At 67.7% G+C, this 20,445-nt stretch carries 18 protein-coding genes and 1 pseudogene; 12 read left to right on the forward strand and 7 right to left on the reverse strand.

Annotated elements, in window-relative coordinates:
- Positions 1-4: 4 nt before the first annotated feature.
- Genes K6T84_RS03540 through K6T84_RS03550 form a run of 3 tightly spaced genes read right to left on the reverse strand, consistent with a single transcriptional unit; the run spans position 5 to position 2,667 of the window.
- Positions 5-397, reverse strand: coding sequence for a Rieske (2Fe-2S) protein (locus K6T84_RS03540; protein ID WP_225397239.1), 393 nt, complete (start codon positions 395-397; stop codon positions 5-7).
- 1 nt (position 398) lies between these two features.
- Positions 399-1,541, reverse strand: coding sequence for an amidohydrolase family protein (locus tag K6T84_RS03545; RefSeq protein WP_225397238.1), 1,143 nt, complete (start codon positions 1,539-1,541; stop codon positions 399-401).
- 28 nt (positions 1,542-1,569) lie between these two features.
- Positions 1,570-2,667 carry an amidohydrolase family protein gene (locus K6T84_RS03550; protein WP_329786637.1) on the reverse strand — a complete coding sequence of 366 codons (1,098 nt, stop codon included), beginning with the start codon at positions 2,665-2,667 and terminating at the stop codon, positions 1,570-1,572.
- Positions 2,668-2,866: 199 nt separating this feature from the next.
- Between K6T84_RS03550 and K6T84_RS03555 the strand changes: the two genes are divergently transcribed.
- From K6T84_RS03555 to K6T84_RS03565, 3 genes are read left to right on the forward strand one after another with little or no spacing between them, the layout of a single operon-like run.
- A complete protein-coding gene (locus K6T84_RS03555) occupies positions 2,867-3,895 on the forward strand; it encodes an acyl-CoA dehydrogenase family protein (RefSeq protein WP_225397236.1) in 1,029 nt (342 codons plus the stop codon).
- Entirely contained in the window at positions 3,879-5,054 is a 1,176-nt protein-coding gene (locus tag K6T84_RS03560) for an acyl-CoA dehydrogenase family protein (protein ID WP_225397235.1), read from the forward strand. Before K6T84_RS03555 ends, K6T84_RS03560 begins: the two co-directional genes overlap by 17 nt.
- Positions 5,055-5,061: 7 nt before the next feature.
- The gene (locus tag K6T84_RS03565; RefSeq protein WP_225397234.1) at positions 5,062-5,883 is read left to right on the forward strand and encodes an LLM class flavin-dependent oxidoreductase; all 822 of its coding nucleotides are present in this window, start codon (positions 5,062-5,064) and stop codon (positions 5,881-5,883) included.
- Here K6T84_RS03565 and K6T84_RS03570 read toward each other — a convergent pair.
- The 4 genes and pseudogenes from K6T84_RS03570 to K6T84_RS03585 form a co-directional block, all read right to left on the reverse strand.
- Positions 5,880-7,220 (reverse strand): cytochrome P450, encoded by a 1,341-nt coding sequence (locus K6T84_RS03570; protein ID WP_225397233.1) that lies wholly within the window; start codon positions 7,218-7,220, stop codon positions 5,880-5,882. The two genes, K6T84_RS03565 and K6T84_RS03570, sit on opposite strands and share 4 nt — an antisense overlap.
- Positions 7,221-7,282: 62 nt before the next feature.
- Positions 7,283-7,468, reverse strand: a pseudogene (locus tag K6T84_RS03575) (ferredoxin); the annotation flags it as partial.
- Between the two features lie 37 nt (positions 7,469-7,505).
- Positions 7,506-8,366, reverse strand: coding sequence for a mycofactocin-coupled SDR family oxidoreductase (locus K6T84_RS03580; protein WP_225397232.1), 861 nt, complete (start codon positions 8,364-8,366; stop codon positions 7,506-7,508).
- A 41-nt stretch (positions 8,367-8,407) separates the two neighbouring features.
- Entirely contained in the window at positions 8,408-9,109 is a 702-nt protein-coding gene (locus tag K6T84_RS03585) for an SDR family NAD(P)-dependent oxidoreductase (RefSeq protein ID WP_225397231.1), read from the reverse strand.
- 236 nt (positions 9,110-9,345) lie between these two features.
- On the opposite strand from K6T84_RS03585, the gene K6T84_RS03590 reads away from it, so the two are divergent.
- The 9 genes from K6T84_RS03590 to K6T84_RS03630 all read left to right on the forward strand — a co-directional run bounded on the left by K6T84_RS03590 (position 9,346) and on the right by K6T84_RS03630 (position 20,445).
- The gene (locus K6T84_RS03590; RefSeq protein WP_225397230.1) at positions 9,346-10,839 is read left to right on the forward strand and encodes an aldehyde dehydrogenase family protein; all 1,494 of its coding nucleotides are present in this window, start codon (positions 9,346-9,348) and stop codon (positions 10,837-10,839) included.
- Positions 10,836-12,041 carry a CaiB/BaiF CoA transferase family protein gene (locus tag K6T84_RS03595; RefSeq protein ID WP_225397229.1) on the forward strand — a complete coding sequence of 402 codons (1,206 nt, stop codon included), beginning with the start codon at positions 10,836-10,838 and terminating at the stop codon, positions 12,039-12,041. The genes K6T84_RS03590 and K6T84_RS03595 overlap by 4 nt, the downstream gene beginning before the upstream one ends.
- Before the next feature lie 36 nt (positions 12,042-12,077).
- The gene (locus tag K6T84_RS03600) at positions 12,078-13,280 is read left to right on the forward strand and encodes an OB-fold domain-containing protein (RefSeq protein WP_225397228.1); all 1,203 of its coding nucleotides are present in this window, start codon (positions 12,078-12,080) and stop codon (positions 13,278-13,280) included.
- The gene (locus K6T84_RS03605) at positions 13,277-14,446 is read left to right on the forward strand and encodes a thiolase C-terminal domain-containing protein (protein WP_225397227.1); all 1,170 of its coding nucleotides are present in this window, start codon (positions 13,277-13,279) and stop codon (positions 14,444-14,446) included. Before K6T84_RS03600 ends, K6T84_RS03605 begins: the two co-directional genes overlap by 4 nt.
- 64 nt (positions 14,447-14,510) lie before the next feature.
- On the forward strand, positions 14,511-15,683 hold the full coding sequence (locus tag K6T84_RS03610; protein WP_225399880.1) for an MCE family protein: 1,173 nt from the start codon (positions 14,511-14,513) through the stop codon (positions 15,681-15,683).
- Complete coding sequence (locus K6T84_RS03615; protein ID WP_225397226.1) at positions 15,680-16,708, forward strand: MCE family protein; 1,029 nt, start codon at positions 15,680-15,682, stop codon at positions 16,706-16,708. Before K6T84_RS03610 ends, K6T84_RS03615 begins: the two co-directional genes overlap by 4 nt.
- A 25-nt stretch (positions 16,709-16,733) precedes the next feature.
- Complete coding sequence (locus K6T84_RS03620; protein ID WP_225397225.1) at positions 16,734-17,828, forward strand: MCE family protein; 1,095 nt, start codon at positions 16,734-16,736, stop codon at positions 17,826-17,828.
- Positions 17,825-19,279, forward strand: coding sequence for an MCE family protein (locus K6T84_RS03625; RefSeq protein ID WP_225397224.1), 1,455 nt, complete (start codon positions 17,825-17,827; stop codon positions 19,277-19,279). The genes K6T84_RS03620 and K6T84_RS03625 overlap by 4 nt, the downstream gene beginning before the upstream one ends.
- Complete coding sequence (locus K6T84_RS03630; RefSeq protein WP_225400700.1) at positions 19,276-20,445, forward strand: MCE family protein; 1,170 nt, start codon at positions 19,276-19,278, stop codon at positions 20,443-20,445. The genes K6T84_RS03625 and K6T84_RS03630 overlap by 4 nt, the downstream gene beginning before the upstream one ends.

Consider the following 20,445-nt stretch of genomic DNA (forward strand, 5'->3'; position numbering starts at 1 on the left):
CGTGCTAGGCCTGGACCAGGATGTCATTGCCGACCACCCGAACCGGATAGGTGCGGATGCTCCACTCGGGTTTGACCGCGGTGGTGCCGGTTGCGAGCTCGAAACCCCATTGATGCCAAGGGCAGTAGATGTATTCCAGGTCGCGGACCATGGTGGCGTCGCCCGGCGCGGTCTCGTCGACGACGGTGCGTCCGCGCAGCCGGCCGGAGCACAGCGGGCCGCCCTGGTGCGGGCAGAAGTTGGCGATCGCGTAGAACGTGCCGTTGATGTTGTACACCCCGACGCCGTGATGCCCTATCGGTACGAGTTTTTTTGTGCCGGGCGGGATCTCATCGACCGTGGCGACGATGTGCTCGCGGCCCTGGGCCAGCCGGGGATGCTGTTCGTCCTGGCTCATCCTAGAACACCCGCACCTGTCCCTCGAGAGCCGGAACCGTGTCGGGCAGGTGGTAGGTGGCCAGGCCGTTGCGGAACATCACCGCTTCCCGGGCCGCCTTGGGCAGGTGCTTGACCAGCCAGCGGGGGTCGTCGAATGTCCAGTGCGGATAGTCCGAGGAGTACAGCAGGATCTTGTCGCACTCCATCCACTCCAGCATCCGGGTCAGCTCGGTCTTGTCCTCCGGGTAGTCCAGCGGCTGCGTGGTGAACTTGATGTGGTCCTTGACGTATTCGCTCGGCTTGCGCTTGATGTCCAGCCACGATTTGCGCGCTTCGTAGATGGCGTCCATCCGCCACATCAGCGGCAGGATCCAGGTGAACGCGTGCTCGACGAACACGATCCGCAGCGTCGGGAAGCGGTCGAAGACCCCGTCGAAGATCAGGCTCATCACCTGATTGGCCGCCAGCAGTGAGTAGGTGACCATGAAGTCGTGGTTGTAGCTGGGCAGTCCCACGGGCGGCATCGGCAGTTCTTCGTGGTGGCTGCGGGACAGGTGGCAGCTGACCGTGATGTCGTGCTTGGTGGCGGCCGCCCAGATCGGGTCGTACTTCGGGTCACCCCACGGCGGGCGGGGCTCGGCCTTGATCAGGATCTGCGCCATATACGGGTGGCCCGCCCACTTCTCGATCTCGGCGGCGGCGCCGAACGGGTCCTCGATGGATGCGCAGATCGATCCGCGCCAGCGCTGATGCCAGTTGTTCTTGGCGTCCAGCCAGTGGTTGACCTGCCAGTCGTTGAGTGCGGACGACATCGCCTGCTGCGCTTCGGGAATGCGGGCCGGGTACGCGCCGGGCTCCAGGATCACGAAGTCCGAACCGGCATCCATGATGAGTTGCTTGAACGCCAGATCCGGGTCGCTGCCCGGGAACTCGCCGTCGGCGGGAAACGCGTCCACCCGCATCGCGAAGGCATGCGCGTAATCCGGGGCGTCGTAGTAGATCAGCTCGCCGACCCGGCGGGGCAGGAAGTACTTGCTGCGCCACGGCTCGGGAATGTATTGGGCCAGTTCGCCGCGGCGGGGCACCGGATGAACGTCGGAGTCGACGCAGCGGACGGCGACCCGCTCGGCTGCCGGTTTGCGTTCGGTGGCTGTCACAGACATCGTGATCTCCCTTGATCCCAACTGTTCTCTAGTGTGCGCTCGCGACGTCGGGAACGGCAGGCACTTCTATGCCGTAGAGCCCACTGGCGTTGCGCCAGCACAGCTTGTCGCGCTGGTCGGCACTGAACGCGCTCGGCACCGTCAGTTCGTTGAGCTGCCAATGCGGGTAGCTCGACCCGTACATCACCATGTCCTCTTTGCCGGTGAAGCCGAACCATTCACCGGCCATGTCGGCGTCACCGGGGCCGTCCATCGCGCCCTGGACGAAGTACACGTGACCGGGCAGGTAGTCGCTGGGCATCTCCGGCGCCCACGGCGTCTGCTCCAGGTGCGGCCGGCCGAAGCAGTCCATCCGCCAGATGAACGGGGTCAGCAGGTCCGCGCCGCCGTCGGCCCAGACGAACCTCAGCTCGGGCATCCGCTCGAAAACGCCTTCGGTGATCATGTTCATCAGGTGATAGAGGTAGTTGCACGCCATGAACGACACGTACTGCTCGTAGGTGCGGGTGTTGCCCGACGGCGTCGGGGCGGCGGCGATCCCGGTCCCCACCTCGATGTGGGCCGCCACCGGCAGACCGGCGTCGACCGCGGCCTCCCACAGCGGCCAGAACTGCGGCTTGCCGAAGAGTTCCCGGGACTGCAACGGGATGCCGATCTGCACCACCCGGGGATGGTCTTTCCATCGGTCGATCTCGCGCAGCGCGCCGGAGATGTCGTCGGGGTTGACCCGGATGGTGCCGCGAAAACGCTCGCCGTGTTCGGGGTGGTCCAGCCAGCGCGACACCAGGATCTCGTTGTGCGCCGCGGCGATCGCCGACCCGAGGTGCCGGTCGGGCATGACGCCGCGGGTCATCGGATGCAGCACCGCGACGTCGACGCCGCGGTCACCGAACAGGTGGCGGGCGACCACATCGGGGTCGGAGCCGGGGTATTGGCGCTCGGGCCCGTCGGTGCCGGGCGCGTATTCGCCGCCGGGCGCGCCATACCAGTCCATCTCGTAGTCGGGGAAACCCCGGCTGCGGTAGGGCTCCCGCAGGAACTCGCGCAGGTCCTTGTTGGACGCCGCGAAGATGTGCACGCTGGCGTCGATGACGGGTGTCCGGCTCCCGTCCGGATGTTCGATCACGCCTCCCATTGTATAGCTGTGTTCTTGGCTTGCAAGAATCAGATTCTCATCATCGGCCCGGAGCGGGGCGACCGATGACCCCCTGCAAGGCCCGCGATGACCGGCGATACGCTGCGACAGCACGCTATCTCAGTTTGAGATCATTACATCCGATTGCGAGAATGTTATTCTCGACCGGCGTCTGGAGGAGGTGAGCGCAATGCTGCTCGAGTTCGACGAGGACCAGCGGTTGTGGCAGGGCACGGTGCGCGACGTGGTGGGCAAACAATGCTCGCCGTCGCTGGTGCGCAGCGTCGTAGAAGGCGCCGCAGAAGGAGCTGACGGCTCCACCGCCGCTCTGATCGACCCGCTGTGGAAGGTCTATGCCGACCTGGGCTGGACGGAGCTGCACGAACCGGAGACCGCCGTCGAGCTGGCGATCGTCCTCGAAGAACTGGGACGCGCCACCGACCCCACCCCGTTTCTGGCAACCATGACGCAGTTCGCGCCACTGGTTGGCGAACACCACCGCGCCGACGGTTCGACCGGCGCGGCGGTCTACAGCGGAGTGACCGCCCACCGCAGCGCCGCCGGCTGGGTGCTCGACGGCACCGCCCTGAACGTGCTCGACGGCGCCCGGGCCGACCGGCTGGCCGTCGTCGCCGACGCCGGGGTGTTCCTGGTCGAGGGTTCGGCGGTGACCGCCCGGCCATCCGCGGTCTTCGACCCGACGCTGCAGGTGGCCGACCTGTCCTTCGCCGGGGTGGAGGTGCCCGACAGCGCCCGGGTCCGCGTTGACGTCGACCGGGCGCGCCATGTGGCGCTCACCGGGATGGCGATGACCATGGTGGGGGCCTGTCAGCGCATCCTCGACCTGGCCCTGGAACACGTGCGCAGCCGTCAGCAGTTCGGCGTGCCCATCGGCTCGTTCCAGGCCGTCCAGCACAAGGCGGCCGACATGCACGTGGCGATCGAACGGGCCCGCGCGCTGGGGTATTTCGCGGCGCTGACCATTGCCGCCGACGACCCACGGCGGCGGATGGCCGCGGCGATGGCGAAGGCCGCGGCCGGCGAATGCCAGTCCCTGGTCTTTCGGCACGGACTGCAACTGTTCGGCGCGATGGGATTCACCTGGGAGAACGACCTGCAGTTCGCCCTCAAGCGGGCCAAGGCCGGTGAGCTGATGCTCGGCGGAGCCGCCGAACATCGCGCCGCGATCGCCGAGGAATACCTTGCAGCTCACATTTGACGCCGACGTCGAGGAGTTCCGCGCCGAGTTCGCGGCCTTCCTCGAAGCGAACCTGCCGGATCAGGCCGACACATTGGAGCGGCCGCGGTCGGTGTCGCACATGCCGGACTGGGCCCGCCGCTGGCAGCGGCTGCTGTTCGACAACGGCTGGCTGCTGCCCGGCAACCCGCCGGAGTTCGGCGGACGCAACGCCACCCTGCTGCAGCAGTTCGTCCACCTGGAGGAGTTGTGCCGCCGCCGCATCTATCACAGCTTCAATCCACAGGGTGTGAATATCATTGCGGCGTCGTTGCTTTCGTTCGGCAGTGACGAGCAGAAAAGACGCTGGGCGGTGCCGATCCTGCGGGCCGAGATCACCGCGTCACTCGGGATGAGCGAGCCGAGCGCGGGTTCGGATCTGGCGTCGCTGCGCACCCGGGCCGAACGCGACGGGGATGACTTCGTGGTCAACGGCCAGAAGGTGTGGACCTCCGGGGCGCACGACGCCGACGTGCTGCTGACCTTCGTGCGCACCGATCCCGATGCCCCCAAGCACAAGGGCATCAGCGTCCTGCTGATCCCCACCGACACCCCGGGCGTGGTGTGCCGACCGTTCCCGACCATCTGCGGGATCGACGACAAGGACTTCAACGAGGTCTTCTTCACCGACGTGCGGGTACCGGCGGAGAATCTGGTCGGTCCGCTGAACGGCGGCTGGCGGGTGGCGAATGGATCGCTGGGGCACGAACGCACCATGATGTGGCTGGGTTTCGCCGACCGGCTGGACAATGTGATCGCCGACTTCCGGCCCGAAGGCGCACTGCAGCGCGACCAATTCGCCACGGCCGTCATGGATTACCAGGCGTTGCGACTGATGGGGTCGGCAGCGCTGGCCCGGGCCGCCCGCGGCGAGGAGGATGTGGCCGCGCTGTCGGTGCTCAAGCTGCTCGGCTCGGAGGCCGAGATGTTCGCCTCCGGGCACGCACTGGACGCGGCCGGTTCCAAAGGGCTTGTGCATCCGGCGAATTCGGGACCTTACGCGCCGATGAACCTCGACAGCTATTTCGCCAGCTGGTTCGAACGGCACGCCCGCAGCTTCTCGGGCACCATCGCCGGTGGCACATCGGAGATCCACCGCAATATCGTTGCCCAGCAGGTGCTGGGCCTACCCCGCGGCTGAGCCGATCGTGGCGCAGTGGTACCTGTTCCTGCCGCAGGTCCGACTCGGTGTCGACGAGCTGACGCTGCGCGCATGTACCGCCGAGGCAAGCGGTTTCGACGGGGTTGCGCTGCTCGACCACCTTCGGACACCGATGGCGCCGGCCAGCCCGGTCTGGGAGGCGATGACGCTGGCCACCTGGATCGCGGCGAAAACGCAACGGCTGCAGATCGGCCACCTGGTGCTCTGCGATGCGTTCCGCCATTCGTCGGTACTGGCCAAGCAGGCCGTCACGCTGGCCGAGGTCTCCGGTGGCAGGTTCGACCTGGGGCTGGGCTCGGGATCGATGCCCGACGAGCTGGCGGATTTCGGGTTCGGGACGGCCACCGGACGCGAGCGGGTGGCCGCGCTGCAGCGGACCCTGGAGGACCTGTCGCGCTACTGGGCCGACCAGGTACCTGCGCCGCGCGAGCCGATACCGCTGCTGCTCGGCGGTCGCGGGCCCAGGATGCTGGAACTGGTTCGCCGGCATGCCGATTGGTGGAACCTGCCGGCCACCCATCTCGACGACCTGCCCCGGCTGATGCCGCAGATCGGTGACGCCCGAGCTTCGGTACAACAGATGGTCGGCTTCATCGGTGCAGGCGCCGACGCCGAGGCGGTGATCGGCAAAAGCCGGCGCCGCTACGCCCAGTTGGGATCCGGGCTGATCTGCGCGCGCGCCGATGAACTCATCGACCACTTCGGCCGGCTGGGAAGCCAAGGAGTGCAACGATTCTACGTGTGGTTCTCCGATCCATCGCCGGAGACCATCGCCGAGTTCGCCGAGACGGTGATCGCACGGTCCTAGTCGATGACGACATCTTCCTTGCGCTCGGTGATCGGCAGCGCGCACTGCTGCTCGTCGCAGATCCGCTGCAGCTTCTCCAGCGTCTCGTCGAGCCCCGGCCCGATCCGCTTTCCGGGGGTGAAGGTCGCCGGCAGGTGCCGCATCCCCTGGATGACGCCGATGGTGTCGTAGTGCACCGCACCGGCGGAATCGCACTGGTAGTCCGGCATCCGGTCGAGCACCGCGAGCATCATCGACTTGTAAACGGCGCGCGCGACGTGTGAGCCGATGCAGCGGTGCACACCGAGACCGAAACTGAAGTGCCGGTTACCCTTTCGGTCCATGATCAACTTGTTGGGCTCGTCGAACACCGACGGATCACGGTTGGCCATCGCCCAGGACAACCACAGTCGTTCGCCCTCCTTGACCTGCACGCCCGCCACCTCGACGTCTTCGGAGAAGGTGCGCCCGTCGCCGGGTGCCGGGGTGAAGTAGCGCAGGAACTCCTCGGTGGCGTGGTTGAACAGCTTTTCGCGCTCGGCGCTCAGGCGCTCGCGCTCGCCCGGGTGCTCCGACAGCCATTCCAGGCTGTGCGCGGTCAGTGCGGTGGTGGTGTCGAAGCCGCCGCCGATCACCACACCCACCATCGACAGCCCGTCGAGGTCGGGGATCGGTTCGCCGTTCCGCACCGCCTGAGCCAGCGCGTTGACGATGCCGGGCCGCGGATTCTGTTTGACCTCAAAGTAGTTGGTGGCCAGATCCAGGCCCATCTGCCGGTGCATCTCGGCGACGCGCACCGAGTCCGGGTCGTTCTCCGGGGTGTACACCGCGGCGTGCACCGGTTCGCAGTAGATCGTCCAATTCTTCAGCGGGATACCGAGAATCGCCAGCGTGAAGACGGCCGGGACGATGTTGGCCAGGTCGTCGACGAAGTCGATGCGGCCGTCCTCGATCTTCTCGTTGATGGTGGCACGCGTGATCTCGTCGATCAACGGAATCCACCGTTTAATGGCGGCCGGGGACATGTACGGGTTCAGCAGGTCTCGGTAGAACTGCTGCTCATCGCCGTCCATCTCCAGCACGCCACCCCGGTTTTGGGCGCGCTTCGCGGGTGGGATGGAGATGCCCTTGTAGCCGCGACGCTCGTTGTGGATGTCGTGGTCGTTGGAGACGTGCGGACAGCGGGCCAGTTCGAAAACCTCTGAGGCGCCGGCCGCCACCCAGTGGCCGTCGTACGTCTCGCTCCAGGCCATCGGACACTTAGCCTGCATCTCATCGGTGATGTCGAGGAATCGATCACGGTATTCCGGCGCGTGGCGGTCGAAATGATAGTTGTGCTGCTTCTTCTGTTCGTTCACTTGGTGGTCCAATCCGGCTGCCCAGCACCGGCCGCGGCCTGGCCGGTGGAGTCCTTCCCGTCGACGAAGATCGCGCGTTCTGGGCACGACCGCATGGCCTCGATCACGACTTCCTCTTGGTCGGCTGCGACGATCTCGCTGACCGCGGTGGAGTGGCCGTCGACGTCGTCGAGTTCGAAGGCGTCGGGCGCGATCATCTTGCACAGCCCATGGCCCTGACAGCGCTGCGGGTCGACCCAAACTTTCATGCTGCTCCTATCCGATCCGGGCGAGTGTCGTCGGTCATCAGACGTGGTAGTCGTACCACTTCAGGTAGCCACCGGCGTCGACCCGCAACTGCATGCCGGTGACGAACCGGGACTCCTCGGACGCGAGCCAGAGCACCGCGTTGGAGATGTCCTCGGGCTCGATGAACGGCACCTTCATCGCCTGCTGCACATAGAAGACCGGTTCGGCGTCGGCGCGGGTCGGGTGGTCCAGGTCGGGCCGGAAGGAGCGGTACATCGGCTCGCTCTGCAACATGTCGGTGTTGCAGTTGGTCGGGTGAATCACGTTGGCGCGGATACCGCGAACCGCCAGCTCGGTGGCCAGGTCATGGACGTACTGCGCCATCAGCCGCTTGGAGGTCATGTAGGCCATCCCGCCCGGGTCGCCGCCCGGGTTGGCCTTCTGGTGGGCGTCCATCAGCGCGGCGGCCGAGGAGGTGGCGATGATCGAGGCGCCTTCACCCAGGTGCGGCAGCGCCACCTGGATGCCGTTGATGGTGCCGACCAGGTTGGTGTTGATGACGTCGATCCACGCCTGCAGCGGGGGATTGCCCTTCATGCCGGCGACTCCGGCCTGGGCGACGACGATGTCGAGCTTGCCGAACTCGGCGAGCCCGGCCTCCAGCGCGGTCCGCAGGGCGGCGGCGTCGCGCACATCGGCCTGCGCGGTGACGATGCCCCGGCCGGTCTTCTCGACCAGCTTTGCGGTCTCCTGAAGGTCCTCCGGCGTGGCCATCGGGTAGCCGATGGTCTCGATGTCCTGGCACAGGTCGACGGCGATGATGTCGGCGCCTTCCTCGGCCAGTCGCAGCGCGTGGCTGCGGCCCTGCCCGCGGGCAGCCCCCGTGATGAATGCGACCTTTCCGGCAACGCGTCCCACAGCTGTTCCTTTCGTCATTGCACTAGCGATGTGGCAGGTGATCAGGTGTTGCGGCCGCCGTTGACGCCCAGGATCTGCCCGGTGATGTAACCGGCCTCCTCGGACGTCAGGAAGGCGCACGCCGCCGCGATGTCTTCGGGTTTACCCATGCGCCGCACCGGGGTCTTGGCGATGTTGTCGTCGATGTCGCCGAGGAAGCCGTGACGATCGGCGTTGCGCAGCATGGGGGTGTCGATGAAGCCCGGCGGCACGGCGTTGACGGTGATGCCGGCTGGTCCGTACTCCAGCGCCAGGGTCTTGGTGAGACCGTTGACCGCGGACTTGGCCGAGACGTAGTGCGCCATATAGGGAGTGCCGGAGTGCGTGCTCGATGAGGAGATGTTGACGATGCGTCCCCAGCCGGCCTCGATCATGTCGGGCAGCACCGCCTGGGTGGTGTGGAACACCCCGTTGAGGTTGATGTCGATGATCTGCTGCCAGTCTTCGAAACTGATGTGGCTGAACTTCTTGAAGCCGTCCTTGCCTGCGGCGTTGACCAGGATGGTGACCGGCCCCAGCTGCTCGCGGATCCGCGACAGCGCGGCGTCGATCTGCCCGCGATCGGTCACGTCGGCGGCGAAGGCCAACTCCTGATCGCCGGGTTTAAGGTCGATGATCGCGACTTGGCGCCCGTCGGCACGTAACCGGTTCACCACCGCCGCACCGATACCCGAGGCACCCCCGGTCACAACAGCAGTCCTCACGAGGGCCGTCTCGCTCACAAAGAATCCCCTTCCCGAACGACGAGAATCATACTCTCGCAGCTGCGTTTCTGGCAAGACCGGCGCGCACCGGTTCTCATCAGGGGATATAGAAGAACCTAGTCCAAATGCGGTGACTCAGGGCGCTGTCCGCCGGTTTCGTTCGACCCTTGAATTCTCGGCTTTGAGATGTATGATTCGCCGCACACGAGAATGTAGTTACCCGGCGGGAGGCTCGGATGCGATCGCAGGACACGGCAGGGTCCGTCACAGCTGGTCAAACGGCTGGTCGGCGACTGCTGATCGACGGCAAGCTGGTCGAGGGCGTGAACACCTACCCCTCGCTCAATCCGGCCACCGGAGAGGTCCTGGGCCACGCCCCCGAGGCCGACGTAACCCATGCCGCCGCGGCGGTGGAAGCGGCCCGGCGGGCCTTCGACGACAGTGGCTGGGCCACCGATGTCGCACTGCGGATCCGCTGCCTGGATCAGTTGCACAAGGCGCTGGTCGAAAACCGTGACGAGTTCGCCGCGCTCACCATCGCCGAGGTCGGCGCCACCCCGGCGCTGACCCAGGGTGCCCAGCTCGACCAGCCGATCGCGATCGTGCGCTACTACGCCGATCTGCTCGAGGACTACCCGATGACCGAGGACCTCGGCAACATCGAGAGCCGCGGGATGCTGCACCACCGCTGGGTGGAGAAGGAAGGCGCCGGCGTCGTCGCCGCGATCATCGCCTACAACTACCCCAACCAGTTGGCCCTGGCGAAACTCGCGCCCGCGCTGGCCGCCGGCTGCACCGTGGTGCTCAAGGCGGCCCCGGACACCCCGCTGATCACCCTGGCTCTGGGCGAGCTGATCGCCAACCACACCGACATCCCGCCCGGGGTGGTCAACGTGCTCAGCTCGTCGGACCCCAAGGTCGGTGCGGCGCTGACCACCGACCCCGGCGTCGACATGGTCACCTTCACCGGGTCCACCCCAACCGGCCGCGCCATCATGGCCGCCGCCAGCGGCACCCTCAAGCGGGTCTTTCTGGAGCTGGGCGGCAAGTCCGCGGCGATCATCCTCGACGACGCCGACTTCAACATGGCCGCGGTGTTCGCGTCGTTCTCGATGGTCACCCACGCCGGCCAGGGCTGCGCGCTGACGTCTCGGCTGCTGGTGCCCAACAGTCACCACGATGAGATCGTCGAGCGGATCAAGACCAACTTCTCGCACGTGCGCTACGGCGACCCGACCGACCCGAAGACCTACATGGGTCCGCTGATCAGTGCCCGCCAGCGCGACAAGGTCGATGCCATGGTGCAGCGTGCGGTGGCCGCCGGCGCAACGCTGGTGACGGGCGGTCAGAAGGTCGACCCGGGCTTCTTCTATACGCCCACCCTGTTGACCGGCGTCGACCCGGACAGCGAGATCGCTCAGGAAGAGGTCTTCGGGCCGGTCCTGACCGTGATCGGCTATGACGATGACGACGACGCGGTGCGCATCGCCAACAACTCCATCTACGGGCTGTCCGGCGCGATCTTCGGCGGCCAGGACCGCGCGGTCGCGATGGCCCGGCGGATCCGCACCGGAACGTTCTCGATCAACGGCGGCAACTACTTCAGCCCCGACGCGCCGTTCGGCGGATTCAAGCAGTCCGGCATCGGCCGGGAGATGGGCGTCGCCGGCCTGGAGGAGTTCCTGGAGTCCAAGACGTTCGCAACCCCGGCTGCGGGGCAGCCCGGATGAAGCCGTTGGAAGGCGTCCGGGTACTCGAGGTCGCGATGTACGGCTTCGTGCCGTCGGCCGGCGCCGTACTGGCCGAGTGGGGCGCGGAGGTCATCAAGGTCGAGCACGCCGTCACCGGTGACCCCCAGCGCGGGCTGCGCCAGACCGGGATGCTGCGGGTCGAAGGCGACCCGAACCCCAACATCGAGCACGCCAACCGTGGCAAGCGCAGCATCGGACTGGACGTGTCGGTGCCGCAGGGTCGCGAGGTTCTGCTCGAATTGGCAAAGCGCGCAGACGTTTTCCTGACCAGCTTCCTTCCCGGGCACCGCCGCAAGTTCGCCATGGACGTCGACGACATCCGCGCGGTCAACCCGAAGGTCATCTACGCTCGCGGCAGCGCGCTGGGCCCCCGCGGCATCGAAGCGGAGAAGGGCGGGTACGACATGACCGCCTTCTGGTGTCGCGCCGGTACGGCCGCCACCATCACCCCGCCCGGTATCGAGGGCATGATCGGACCACCCGGCCCGGCTTACGGTGACACCATCTCCGGCACCAACCTGGCCGGCGGTATCGCGGCGGCGCTGTTCCAGCGCGAGCGCACCGGGGAGCCGTCCGTCGTCGACGTGTCCCTGCTGGGCAGCGGCCTGTGGGCGATGGGGCACACCGTTGCCCTGACCAGTCACCTGGGCGAGCGGCTGGTCCAACAGCCGCCGGGCGTGCACGGCTCGCCGATCAACCCGCTGGTCGGGGTTTACGCGACCGCCGACGAGCGCTACATCTCGTTCGTGATGATGCAGCCCACCAAGTTCTGGGCCGACGTCTGCCGGCACATGGAACTCGACGACCACATCGACGACCCGCGGTTCGCCACCGCAGCGTCCTTCGCCGAGAACACCCCGGCAGCCGTGGAGATCCTGCGTACGGCGATGGCCAAGCGGACGCTGCCCGAGTGGAGTGAGCGCTTCGCCACCCTGGCCGGCCCGTGGGCGCCGGTTCAGGACACCCTCCAGGCCGCCCAGGACGCGCAGATCCGCGCCAACGAATACATCGTGCAGGCAGGCGAACTGGAGTTGGTCGCCAACCCGGTGCAGTTCGACGTGGCCGCCCCGGCGACCGGTCCCGCGCCCGGATTCGCCGAGCAGACCGACGAGATCCTGCTCGACCTCGGCCTGGACTGGGACCGGATCATCGAACTCAAGACCCTCGGCGCGGTCACCTAGGTGACCGGGTAGGGCGAGGACAGGGCAAGGTTCGCGATGCCGCACGTAGCTTCGATTGGCACCTATCTGCCGTGCTGGGGCACTGACGCGGCCAGGGTCGCCGGCGACGACGAAGACGCCATCACCCTGGCGGTCGAGGCCGGCCGGGCCGCCCTGGCCGACGGCGGCGCGGTGGAGCGGGTGGTGGTGGTCAGTCGCGACCTTCCGCTGACCGAGGGCAGCAACGCCGCGGTGCTGCTGGCGGGCCTGGGACTGGACCCCGAGTTGGAGGTGGTCGAGCGGCTCGGCGGTGCGCCGGCCGCGCTGGACGCCCTGAGCTCGGCGCGGCCCCGGACCCTGGTCATCGGGGCGGACCTGGAGCCTGCCGGCGGTGTCGCGGTGCTCACCGGCGACGCCGGGCTGGCGATCCGCACCGCGGCCCGCATCGCCCGCAGCCTGCCGGTGCGTACCCGCGATGCCGGAGTGGTGCACGACTACGGCGACCCCCGGCTGTTGCACGAGCGGGGTCTGTTGGCGTCGCTGGTGGCGGCGTGGGTTCAGACCCCGGTGATGCTGGCCGGGGTCGGGCACGATCGGGCCGCCGAACTGTGCAGCGGCGATCCGGCGCCGTTGCCGACGGTCGGCGCCAGCTCGGGACTGTTCGCGCTGGCGGTACTGGCCGAGACCGGGACCTCAGGTCCGCTGCTGGCCGTCGAGCAGGCCAGCCTGTCCGGGATCACGGTGGGGGAGGTATCCGGTGGCGCACAGGTGGGAGTGCACCGCCGTGAACCGGCGCCGCGGCCGCTGCCCGACGGCGAGCGCACACCCGGCGCGGACCTGCCGATCTCACTGGCCGCCTACGAGCGCGCGTTCGAGGCCAAGGTGCGCTGGGAGGCCGGCCGGCATCCCGGCAGCGACGAACTCGACTTCCCGCCGCGCTATCGGGTCGGCGACGACTCGACTCTGAGCACCGCCTACGAGCGGGTCGAGCTGCCCCGGGTCGGCACGGTCTACACCGAGGTCACCGTGCAGATGCCGGTGCCCGGCCTGGTGACCCCGTACTCGCTGGTCATCGTCGAGCTCGATGATGTGGGCGTCCGCGCGCTGGTGAAGGTAACCGGCGCTCCCGCCGGTGGGGTCTGGATCGGCGACCGAGGCCGGCTGGTGCTGCGCCGGGTCGCGGTGCGCTCCGGGGTCCCGGACTACGGCTACGCCTTCGAGCCGTTCGACCCGGCGGACCAGCCGGAGGCGGCGGCATGAGGCGGGTGGCGATCGTCGGCGCCGGGATGACGCCGTTCCGCGAGCACTTCGCGCTGGGCATCAAGGACCTGCTGCCGATGGCGTTCGCCGACTGCGCCGCCAGCGTCGACAAGGGGCTGGCCAAGGCCGACGTGCAGGCGGCCTGGTTCGGGGCGCTGGGCACCACCGACGGGTTTCCGTCCGGGATCCTCGCCGACAGCCTGGGGCTGCCGGACCTGCCCGTCACCCGGGTGGAGAACTCGTGTGCCACCGGGAACGACGCCGTGCGCAACGCGCTGTTCGGGGTCGCCTCCGGGGCGGTGGACGTGGCCCTGGTCATGGGCGCCGACAAGCTGCGGGAGAACGCCACCAAGGACATGCTCTGGGCCTGGGAGCAGACCGCCCGCGACATGGCCTGGGACTATCCGCTCGGGCTGGTCGCCCCGGCCGGTTTTGCACTGCACGTGCGCCGCTACCTGCACGAGTCCCCGGCCACCCGCGAGCACCTGGCGATGGTGGCGGTGAAGAACCACCGGCACGGCGTGAGCAATCCGCGCGCCCGGCTGCGCTTCGAGATCACCGTGCAACAGGCCCTGGACGCGCCGACCGTGGTGACCCCGTTCGGGTTGTACGACTGCGCTCCGCAGAGTGACGGCGCGGCCGCCCTGGTGCTGGCCGCCGAGGACGTCGTCGACCGCTTCACCGACCGGCCGGTGTGGATTCGCGGGGTCGGGCTCGGCCTGGACTCGGTGATGCATCAGCACAAGCCGGACATGACGACCTTCCCGGCGACGGTCCGCGCCGCCAAGCAGGCGTTCGCCATGGCGGGGTTGACCCCGGCCGACGTCGACGTCGCCGAGGTGCACGACTACTTCACCGGGGTGGAACTGATCAGCTACGAAGATCTCGGCTTCGCCGAGCGGTTCGAGGCGCACAAGCTGCTGGAGACCGAGGCGACCAGCGTCGGCGGCGCGTTGCCGGTCAATCCCAGCGGTGGACTGAAATCCAAAGGGCACCCCCCGGGTGCCACCGGTGTGGCACAGTGCGTAGAACTCTTTGAGCAGTTGCGGGGAACCGCGGTCAATCAGGTCGATGGCGCCCGGATTGGCTTGGCGCACAACATCGGGGGGCCGACGGCCGTCTCGGCGGTAACCATCGTGGAGGGGGGCGGCGTCAGTGGGCTCTGACACGGCCGTCCGCGGCCGGCACAAGACCGGTGAGCGACGGCAGCAGCCGACCTATGTGCGGCCGCTGATCGGCCTTGCCACGGTGGTCGTCATCGCGGCTTTGATCGGGTTGCCGATCGGATTGTTCCGGGGCAGCTTCACCCGCACGGTGGGCATCACCGTGCTGTCCCCGCGTGCGGGTTTGGTGATGTACCCAGACGCCAAGGTGAAGTTGCGCGGCGTGCAGGTGGGCAAGGTCGGCGCCATCGACACCCTGCCGGACGGCACCGCGGCCCTGCGACTGGAGCTGCAGCCCGACCAGTTGCGGCTGATCCCGGCCAACGCCACCGCCCGGATCGCCTCGTCGACGGTGTTCGGGGCCAAGTTCGTCGAGCTGATGGCGCCGCCGCAGCCCTCCACCGCCAGGATGCACGCCGGTCAGACGCTGACCGGCGAACACGTCACCGTGGAGATCAACACCGTCTTCCAGCAGCTGGTGCGGGTGCTGGACAAGATCGACCCGATGAAGCTCAACGAAACCCTGGGGGCCGTCTCGACGGCGTTCAACGGCCGCGGCGCCAAGATCGGGCAGGCGTTGACCGACTTCGACCATCTGCTCGCCGAACTCGAGCCCAGCCTGAACACCCTGGAGCGCGAGGCCGCCACCATGCCGCCGGTGTTCGCGTCCTATGCCGATGCCGCCCCCGACCTGACCGCCACCATGGCCAACACCTCGGTGATGAGCGACAGCATCGTCGCGGAGCGCAACAGCCTGGACACCTTCCTGATGTCGGCGATCGGGCTGGCCGACACCGGTAACGAGGTGCTGGGCGACAACCGGCAGCTGTTGACCGACCTGACCCGCAACCTGGATCCCACCGCGCAGCTGCTGGACAAGTACCACGAGCACCTCGGCTGTGCGATCGGCGGTCTGGTGCCGTTCGCCAAGTCGCCGCCGTTCACCGTGCCCGGCATCGTGATCACCGCCAGCTTCACCCTCGGCCGGGAGCGTTACCGCTACCCCGACCACCTGCCGAAGGTGGCTGCCACCGCCGAGCGCTCCTACTGTGCCGAACTGGGCCTGCCGGACGTTCCGCCCGAGTTCCGGGTGCCGGCGCTGATCGGCGACACCGGGGCCGACCCCTACGAGTACGGCAACCAGGGCATCCTGATCAACTCCGAGGGGCTCAAGCAGGCGCTGTTCGGGCCGCTCGGCGGGCCGCCACGCAACACCGCCCAGGTGGGGATGCCGGGATGAGGGGCACCACCACGACCCTGATCAAGTTCGGCAGCTTCGCCGTGGTGATGCTGCTGGCGACGGTGATGCTGTTCGCGATCTTCGCCGAGGTGCGCACCGGGCCGACCACGGGCTACCAGGCGGTGTTCAGCGACGCCTCCCGGCTCAAGTCCGGCGACAGTGTGCGCGTCGCCGGAGTGCGGGTCGGCACCGTCGACGGTGTGCGGCTGCGGCAGGACGGCACGGTGCTGGTGAAGTTCGCCGCCGACCGCAACGTCGCGCTGACCACCGGCACCAAGGCCTCGGTGCGCTACCTCAACCTGGTCGGGGACCGCTACCTCGAACTCGAGGACGGGCCCGGGTCGACGCGACTGTTGCCGGCCGGGGCGCAGATCCCGCTGGAGCGGACCGCACCGGCGCTGGATCTGGACCTGTTGCTCAACGGCCTCAAGCCGGTGATCCGCGGGCTGAACCCGCAGGACGTCAACGCGCTGACCGCGTCGCTGATCCAGATCATGCAGGGTCAGGGCGGCACCATCGACTCGCTGATGTCGCAGACTTCGTCGTTCTCGACCTCGCTGGCCGACAACAACGTGGTGATCGAATCGCTGATCGACCAGCTGCGCACCGTACTGGCCACCATCACCAGCGGCGACAAGCGACTGTCCGGTGCGATCGACCGGCTGAACAAGCTGGTCGGTGGGCTGGCCGCCGACCGAGACGCCATCGGCAACGCCGTGAGCTCCCTGGACCGCGGAACCGCGTCGATGGCCGACCTGCTGGGCCGGGCACGTGATCCGCTGACCGACACGATCGCCCAGACCAACCGGCTGGCCAAGGCAGTCAACGCCGACCAGGCCGGCCTGGACATGTCACTGCAGAAGGCTCCGGAGAACTACCGCAAGGCCATCCGGCTCGGCGCCTACGGCGGGTTCATCCAGTACTACCTCTGCGCCGTGCAGATCCGGGTCAGCGATACCCAGGGCCGCACCTCGGTGTTCCCCTGGATCAAGTCGGAGGAGGGTCGATGCAGCGACACCGATTGATCGCCGACGGACCCGGGGTGCGCTGATGCTGCGATATCACGGGAGTCACCTGTTCCGGATGGGCTTCATCGGGGCCGTCGTCATCGCGTTCATCGTCGCGATCGGGCTGCAGCCCGAGCAGTTGCTTCAGTGGGCCACCTCGGTGCGCTACCAGGCCCGATTCACCGAGGCCGGCGGGCTGGGCACCGGAGCCGATGTCACGCTGTCGGGGATCAAGGTGGGTTCGGTCACCGATGTGGTGCTCGACAACGGCGACGCCCTGGTGACGTTCACGCTGGCCGGCAAGTACCCGCTGGGGTCGCAGAGCACCGCGCACATCCGCACCGGATCGCTGCTCGGTGAGCGGGTTCTGACGCTCGAACCGTCCGGCAGTGGCAAGATGCGCCCGCTCGACGTCATCCCGGTCACCCGCACGTCCTCGCCGTATTCGCTGACCGATGTGGTCGGCGAGCTGACCTCCAACACCGCCGGCACCGACACGGAGTCGCTCAACCGGTCGCTGGACACCCTGTCGGACACCATCGATCAGATCGCCCCGCGCCTGGGTCCGACATTCGACGGACTGAGCCGGCTGTCGCGATCACTGAACAACCGCAACGAGAGCCTCGCCGATCTGCTCAAGTCCGCCGCCGATGTGACCGGGGTGTTCTCCGAGCGCAGCCAGCAGATCAACTCGCTGATCCTGGACGCCAACAGCCTCGTCGACGTGCTCAACACCCGCCGGCAGGCGATCGTCAGCCTGTTGGTCAGCACGTCGGCGGTGTCGCGGCAGCTGTCCGAACTCGTCGATCAGAACAACGAACAGCTCAAACCGACGCTGGACGAGATCAACTCGCTGAACAAGATTCTGGTGAAGAACCGCGACAACCTCGCCAAGGCGCTGCCCGGCCTGGCCAAATATGAACTCACCCAGGGCGAGACGGTTTCCAACGGCGCGTACTACAGCGCGTATGTGCCGAACCTGATGCTGCCGCAGCTGTTCCAGCCGTTCTTCGACTACGCCTTCGGATTCCGGCGCGGCGTGGACGCCGGTCAGCCGCCCGACAATGCCGGACCGCGCGCCGAACTTCCCTTCCCGGTCAACGGGATTCCGCAACCAGGAGACCTGCCACCGCGATGAGTACCGGAAAACCGCTGCGAATCGCGGGCGCCGGGCTGCTGGCCCTGGTGCTGCTCGCGGGTGCTGTGATGCTGGTCGGCAGGACCGTGCTGAAACCGACCACGATCACCGCCTACTTCTCCACCGCCACAGCCATTTACCCCGGCGACGAAGTCCGGGTGTCCGGGGTCAAGGTCGGCACCATCGACCGGATCGAACCGCAGGGCACCCAGGCCAAGCTCACCCTGCGGGTGGACCGCAAGGTCCCGGTTCCCGCCGACGCCAAGGCCGTCATCGTCGCCCCGAACCTGGTGGCCGCCCGGTTCGTCCAGCTGACGCCCGCCTATCACCGCGGCGACGGGCCCACCCTGTCCGACGGCGCGGTGATCCCGCGGGAGCACACCGCGGTCCCGGTCGAGTGGGACGAGGTGAAGACCCAATTGAACCGGCTGGCAAGCGAACTCGGCCCGAAAAGCGGTATCTCGGGTACCTCGGCATCCCGGTTCATCGAAACCGCGGCCAGTGCGATGGACGGCAACGGCGCCAAGCTGCGCGACACCCTGGCGCAGCTGTCCGGGGTGGCCAGGATCTTCGCCGAGGGCAGCGGCAACATCGTCGACATCATCGAGGGCATGCAGACCTTCGTGACCGCACTGCGTGACAGCGATCAGCAGATCGTGGTGTTCGAATCACGGCTGGCGACGCTGACCAGCGTGATCGACGACAGCCGGACCAGCCTGGACGCCGCCCTGAGGGACTTCTCGGGCACCATCGACAAGGTGCGGGACTTCGTCTCGGGTAGTCGCGCCGCGACCGTCGAAGCGGTGGACGGACTGGCGCAGGTGACCCAGACGCTGGCCGATTCCAAGAACGCGATCCGCAACATCTTGCACATCACCCCGAACGCGATCGCCAACACGCTCAACATGTACAACGTCACCAGCGGAACCCCGCTGGGGTCGTTCGCGTTCGCCAACTTCTCCAACCCGGTTCAGGCGATCTGCGCGATGATCGGCGGGATCGGCAACACCACGTCGATCGAGACCGGCAAGCTGTGCACGGCGTATCTCGGGCCGGCCATGCGATTGCTGAACTTCAACGGATTTCCGCTGCCGATCGCCCCGTATCTGACCAAGTCGGGCAGCCCGGACAAACTGATCTACACCGATCCGGCGCTGATGCCGCACAACGAGCATCCGCCGGTACCGGTGGAGCAGGCACCGTCGATCTCGGCCTACACCGGTCTGCACGGAGACGTCCCGCCGCCACCGGGGTGGACGGATCCGTCGCAACCGCGCGGCTCCCTGGTTCCCGACGGCCTGCCCGCCGCAGCGACGCCGCCGCTGCTCCCCGGGGCGCCTCCGCCCAGCCGGATGACCTTCGACGGGATGCTGTTGCCGGACGGCCCGGCGCCGGGACCGCCACTGCCGGGGCCACCGGGACCGCCGCTGCCTGCGGAGGGGACACCATGATCGGGCTGAAAACGCTGCGGCGCACGCTGGCGCTGGCCGGCGTCATCGCCGTCACCGCCACCGGATGTTCGTTCGGCGGGGCCAACTCGATTGCGCTGCCGGGTGTGCAGGGCCGCGGCCACGGGGCGCAGCACTTCACCGTCGAATTGGCCAATGTCGGTACGCTGGAATCCAATTCGCCGGTGCTGCTCTCCGATGTGGTGATCGGCAGCGTCGGCAAGATGACCGTCACCAACTGGCACGCCCGCGTGGACGTCGCGGTGAACCCGGGAGTGGAGGTGCCGGCCAACGCGGTGGCCACCGTGGGCCAGACCAGCCTGCTGGGTTCGATGCATCTGGCGCTCAACCCGCCAGTGGGCCAGGCTCCGTCGGGTCGGCTGGCGTCCGGGGCGACCATCCCGCTGAGCGATTCGTCGACCTATCCGTCGACTGAGCAGACGCTGTCCTCGCTGGCGGTGTTGGTCAACGGCGGTGGGCTGGGCCAGATCGGCGACATCATCCACAACTTCAGCGCCACCATGTCGGGCCGTGAGGGCGACATCCGCGATCTGCTCGAACGTCTCGACCGTTTCACCGCGGCGCTGGACCGGCAGCGAGACAACATCGTCGTCTCCATCGGGGAGATGAACCGGGTGGCCTCCACGTTCGCCGGGCAGCGCGAGACGATCAACACTGCACTGAACAAGATTCCGCCGGCCATCGACGTGCTGATCAAGGAGCGGCCCAAGTTCACCGAGGCGCTGACCAAACTGGGCAAGTTCGGCGATCTGTCTGCCGGTCTGGTCGACGACGCCGGCAGCCACCTGGTCTCGGACCTGATTCACCTGGAACCCGCGCTGGAGTCGCTGGCCGACATCGGCCCGGATCTCAACGCCGCGGTGGCGTACTCTAGCGCGTTCCCCTACGGGCCCAACGCCATCGAGCGTGCTGTGCGGGGTGACTTCCTGAACCTGTTCGCGGTCTTCGACCTCACCAAGCCGCGGCTCAAGCGGTCCCTGTTCGCCGGAACCCAGTGGGGCGACGAAGACACCAGGCTGGTTCCGGCGCCCGGTGATCCGTGGTACCTGAACTACTCCTACGACCCGCTGCAGCAACCCGTCCTGCAGTCATCGGGGGCCAACATCCCACCGGTGGGGCTGCCTGCGGCACCGGGAGGGGGTGGCTGA

It is taken from the genome of Mycobacterium zoologicum, assembly GCF_020181635.2.
Classification (GTDB): Bacteria; Actinomycetota; Actinomycetes; order Mycobacteriales; family Mycobacteriaceae; genus Mycobacterium; species Mycobacterium zoologicum.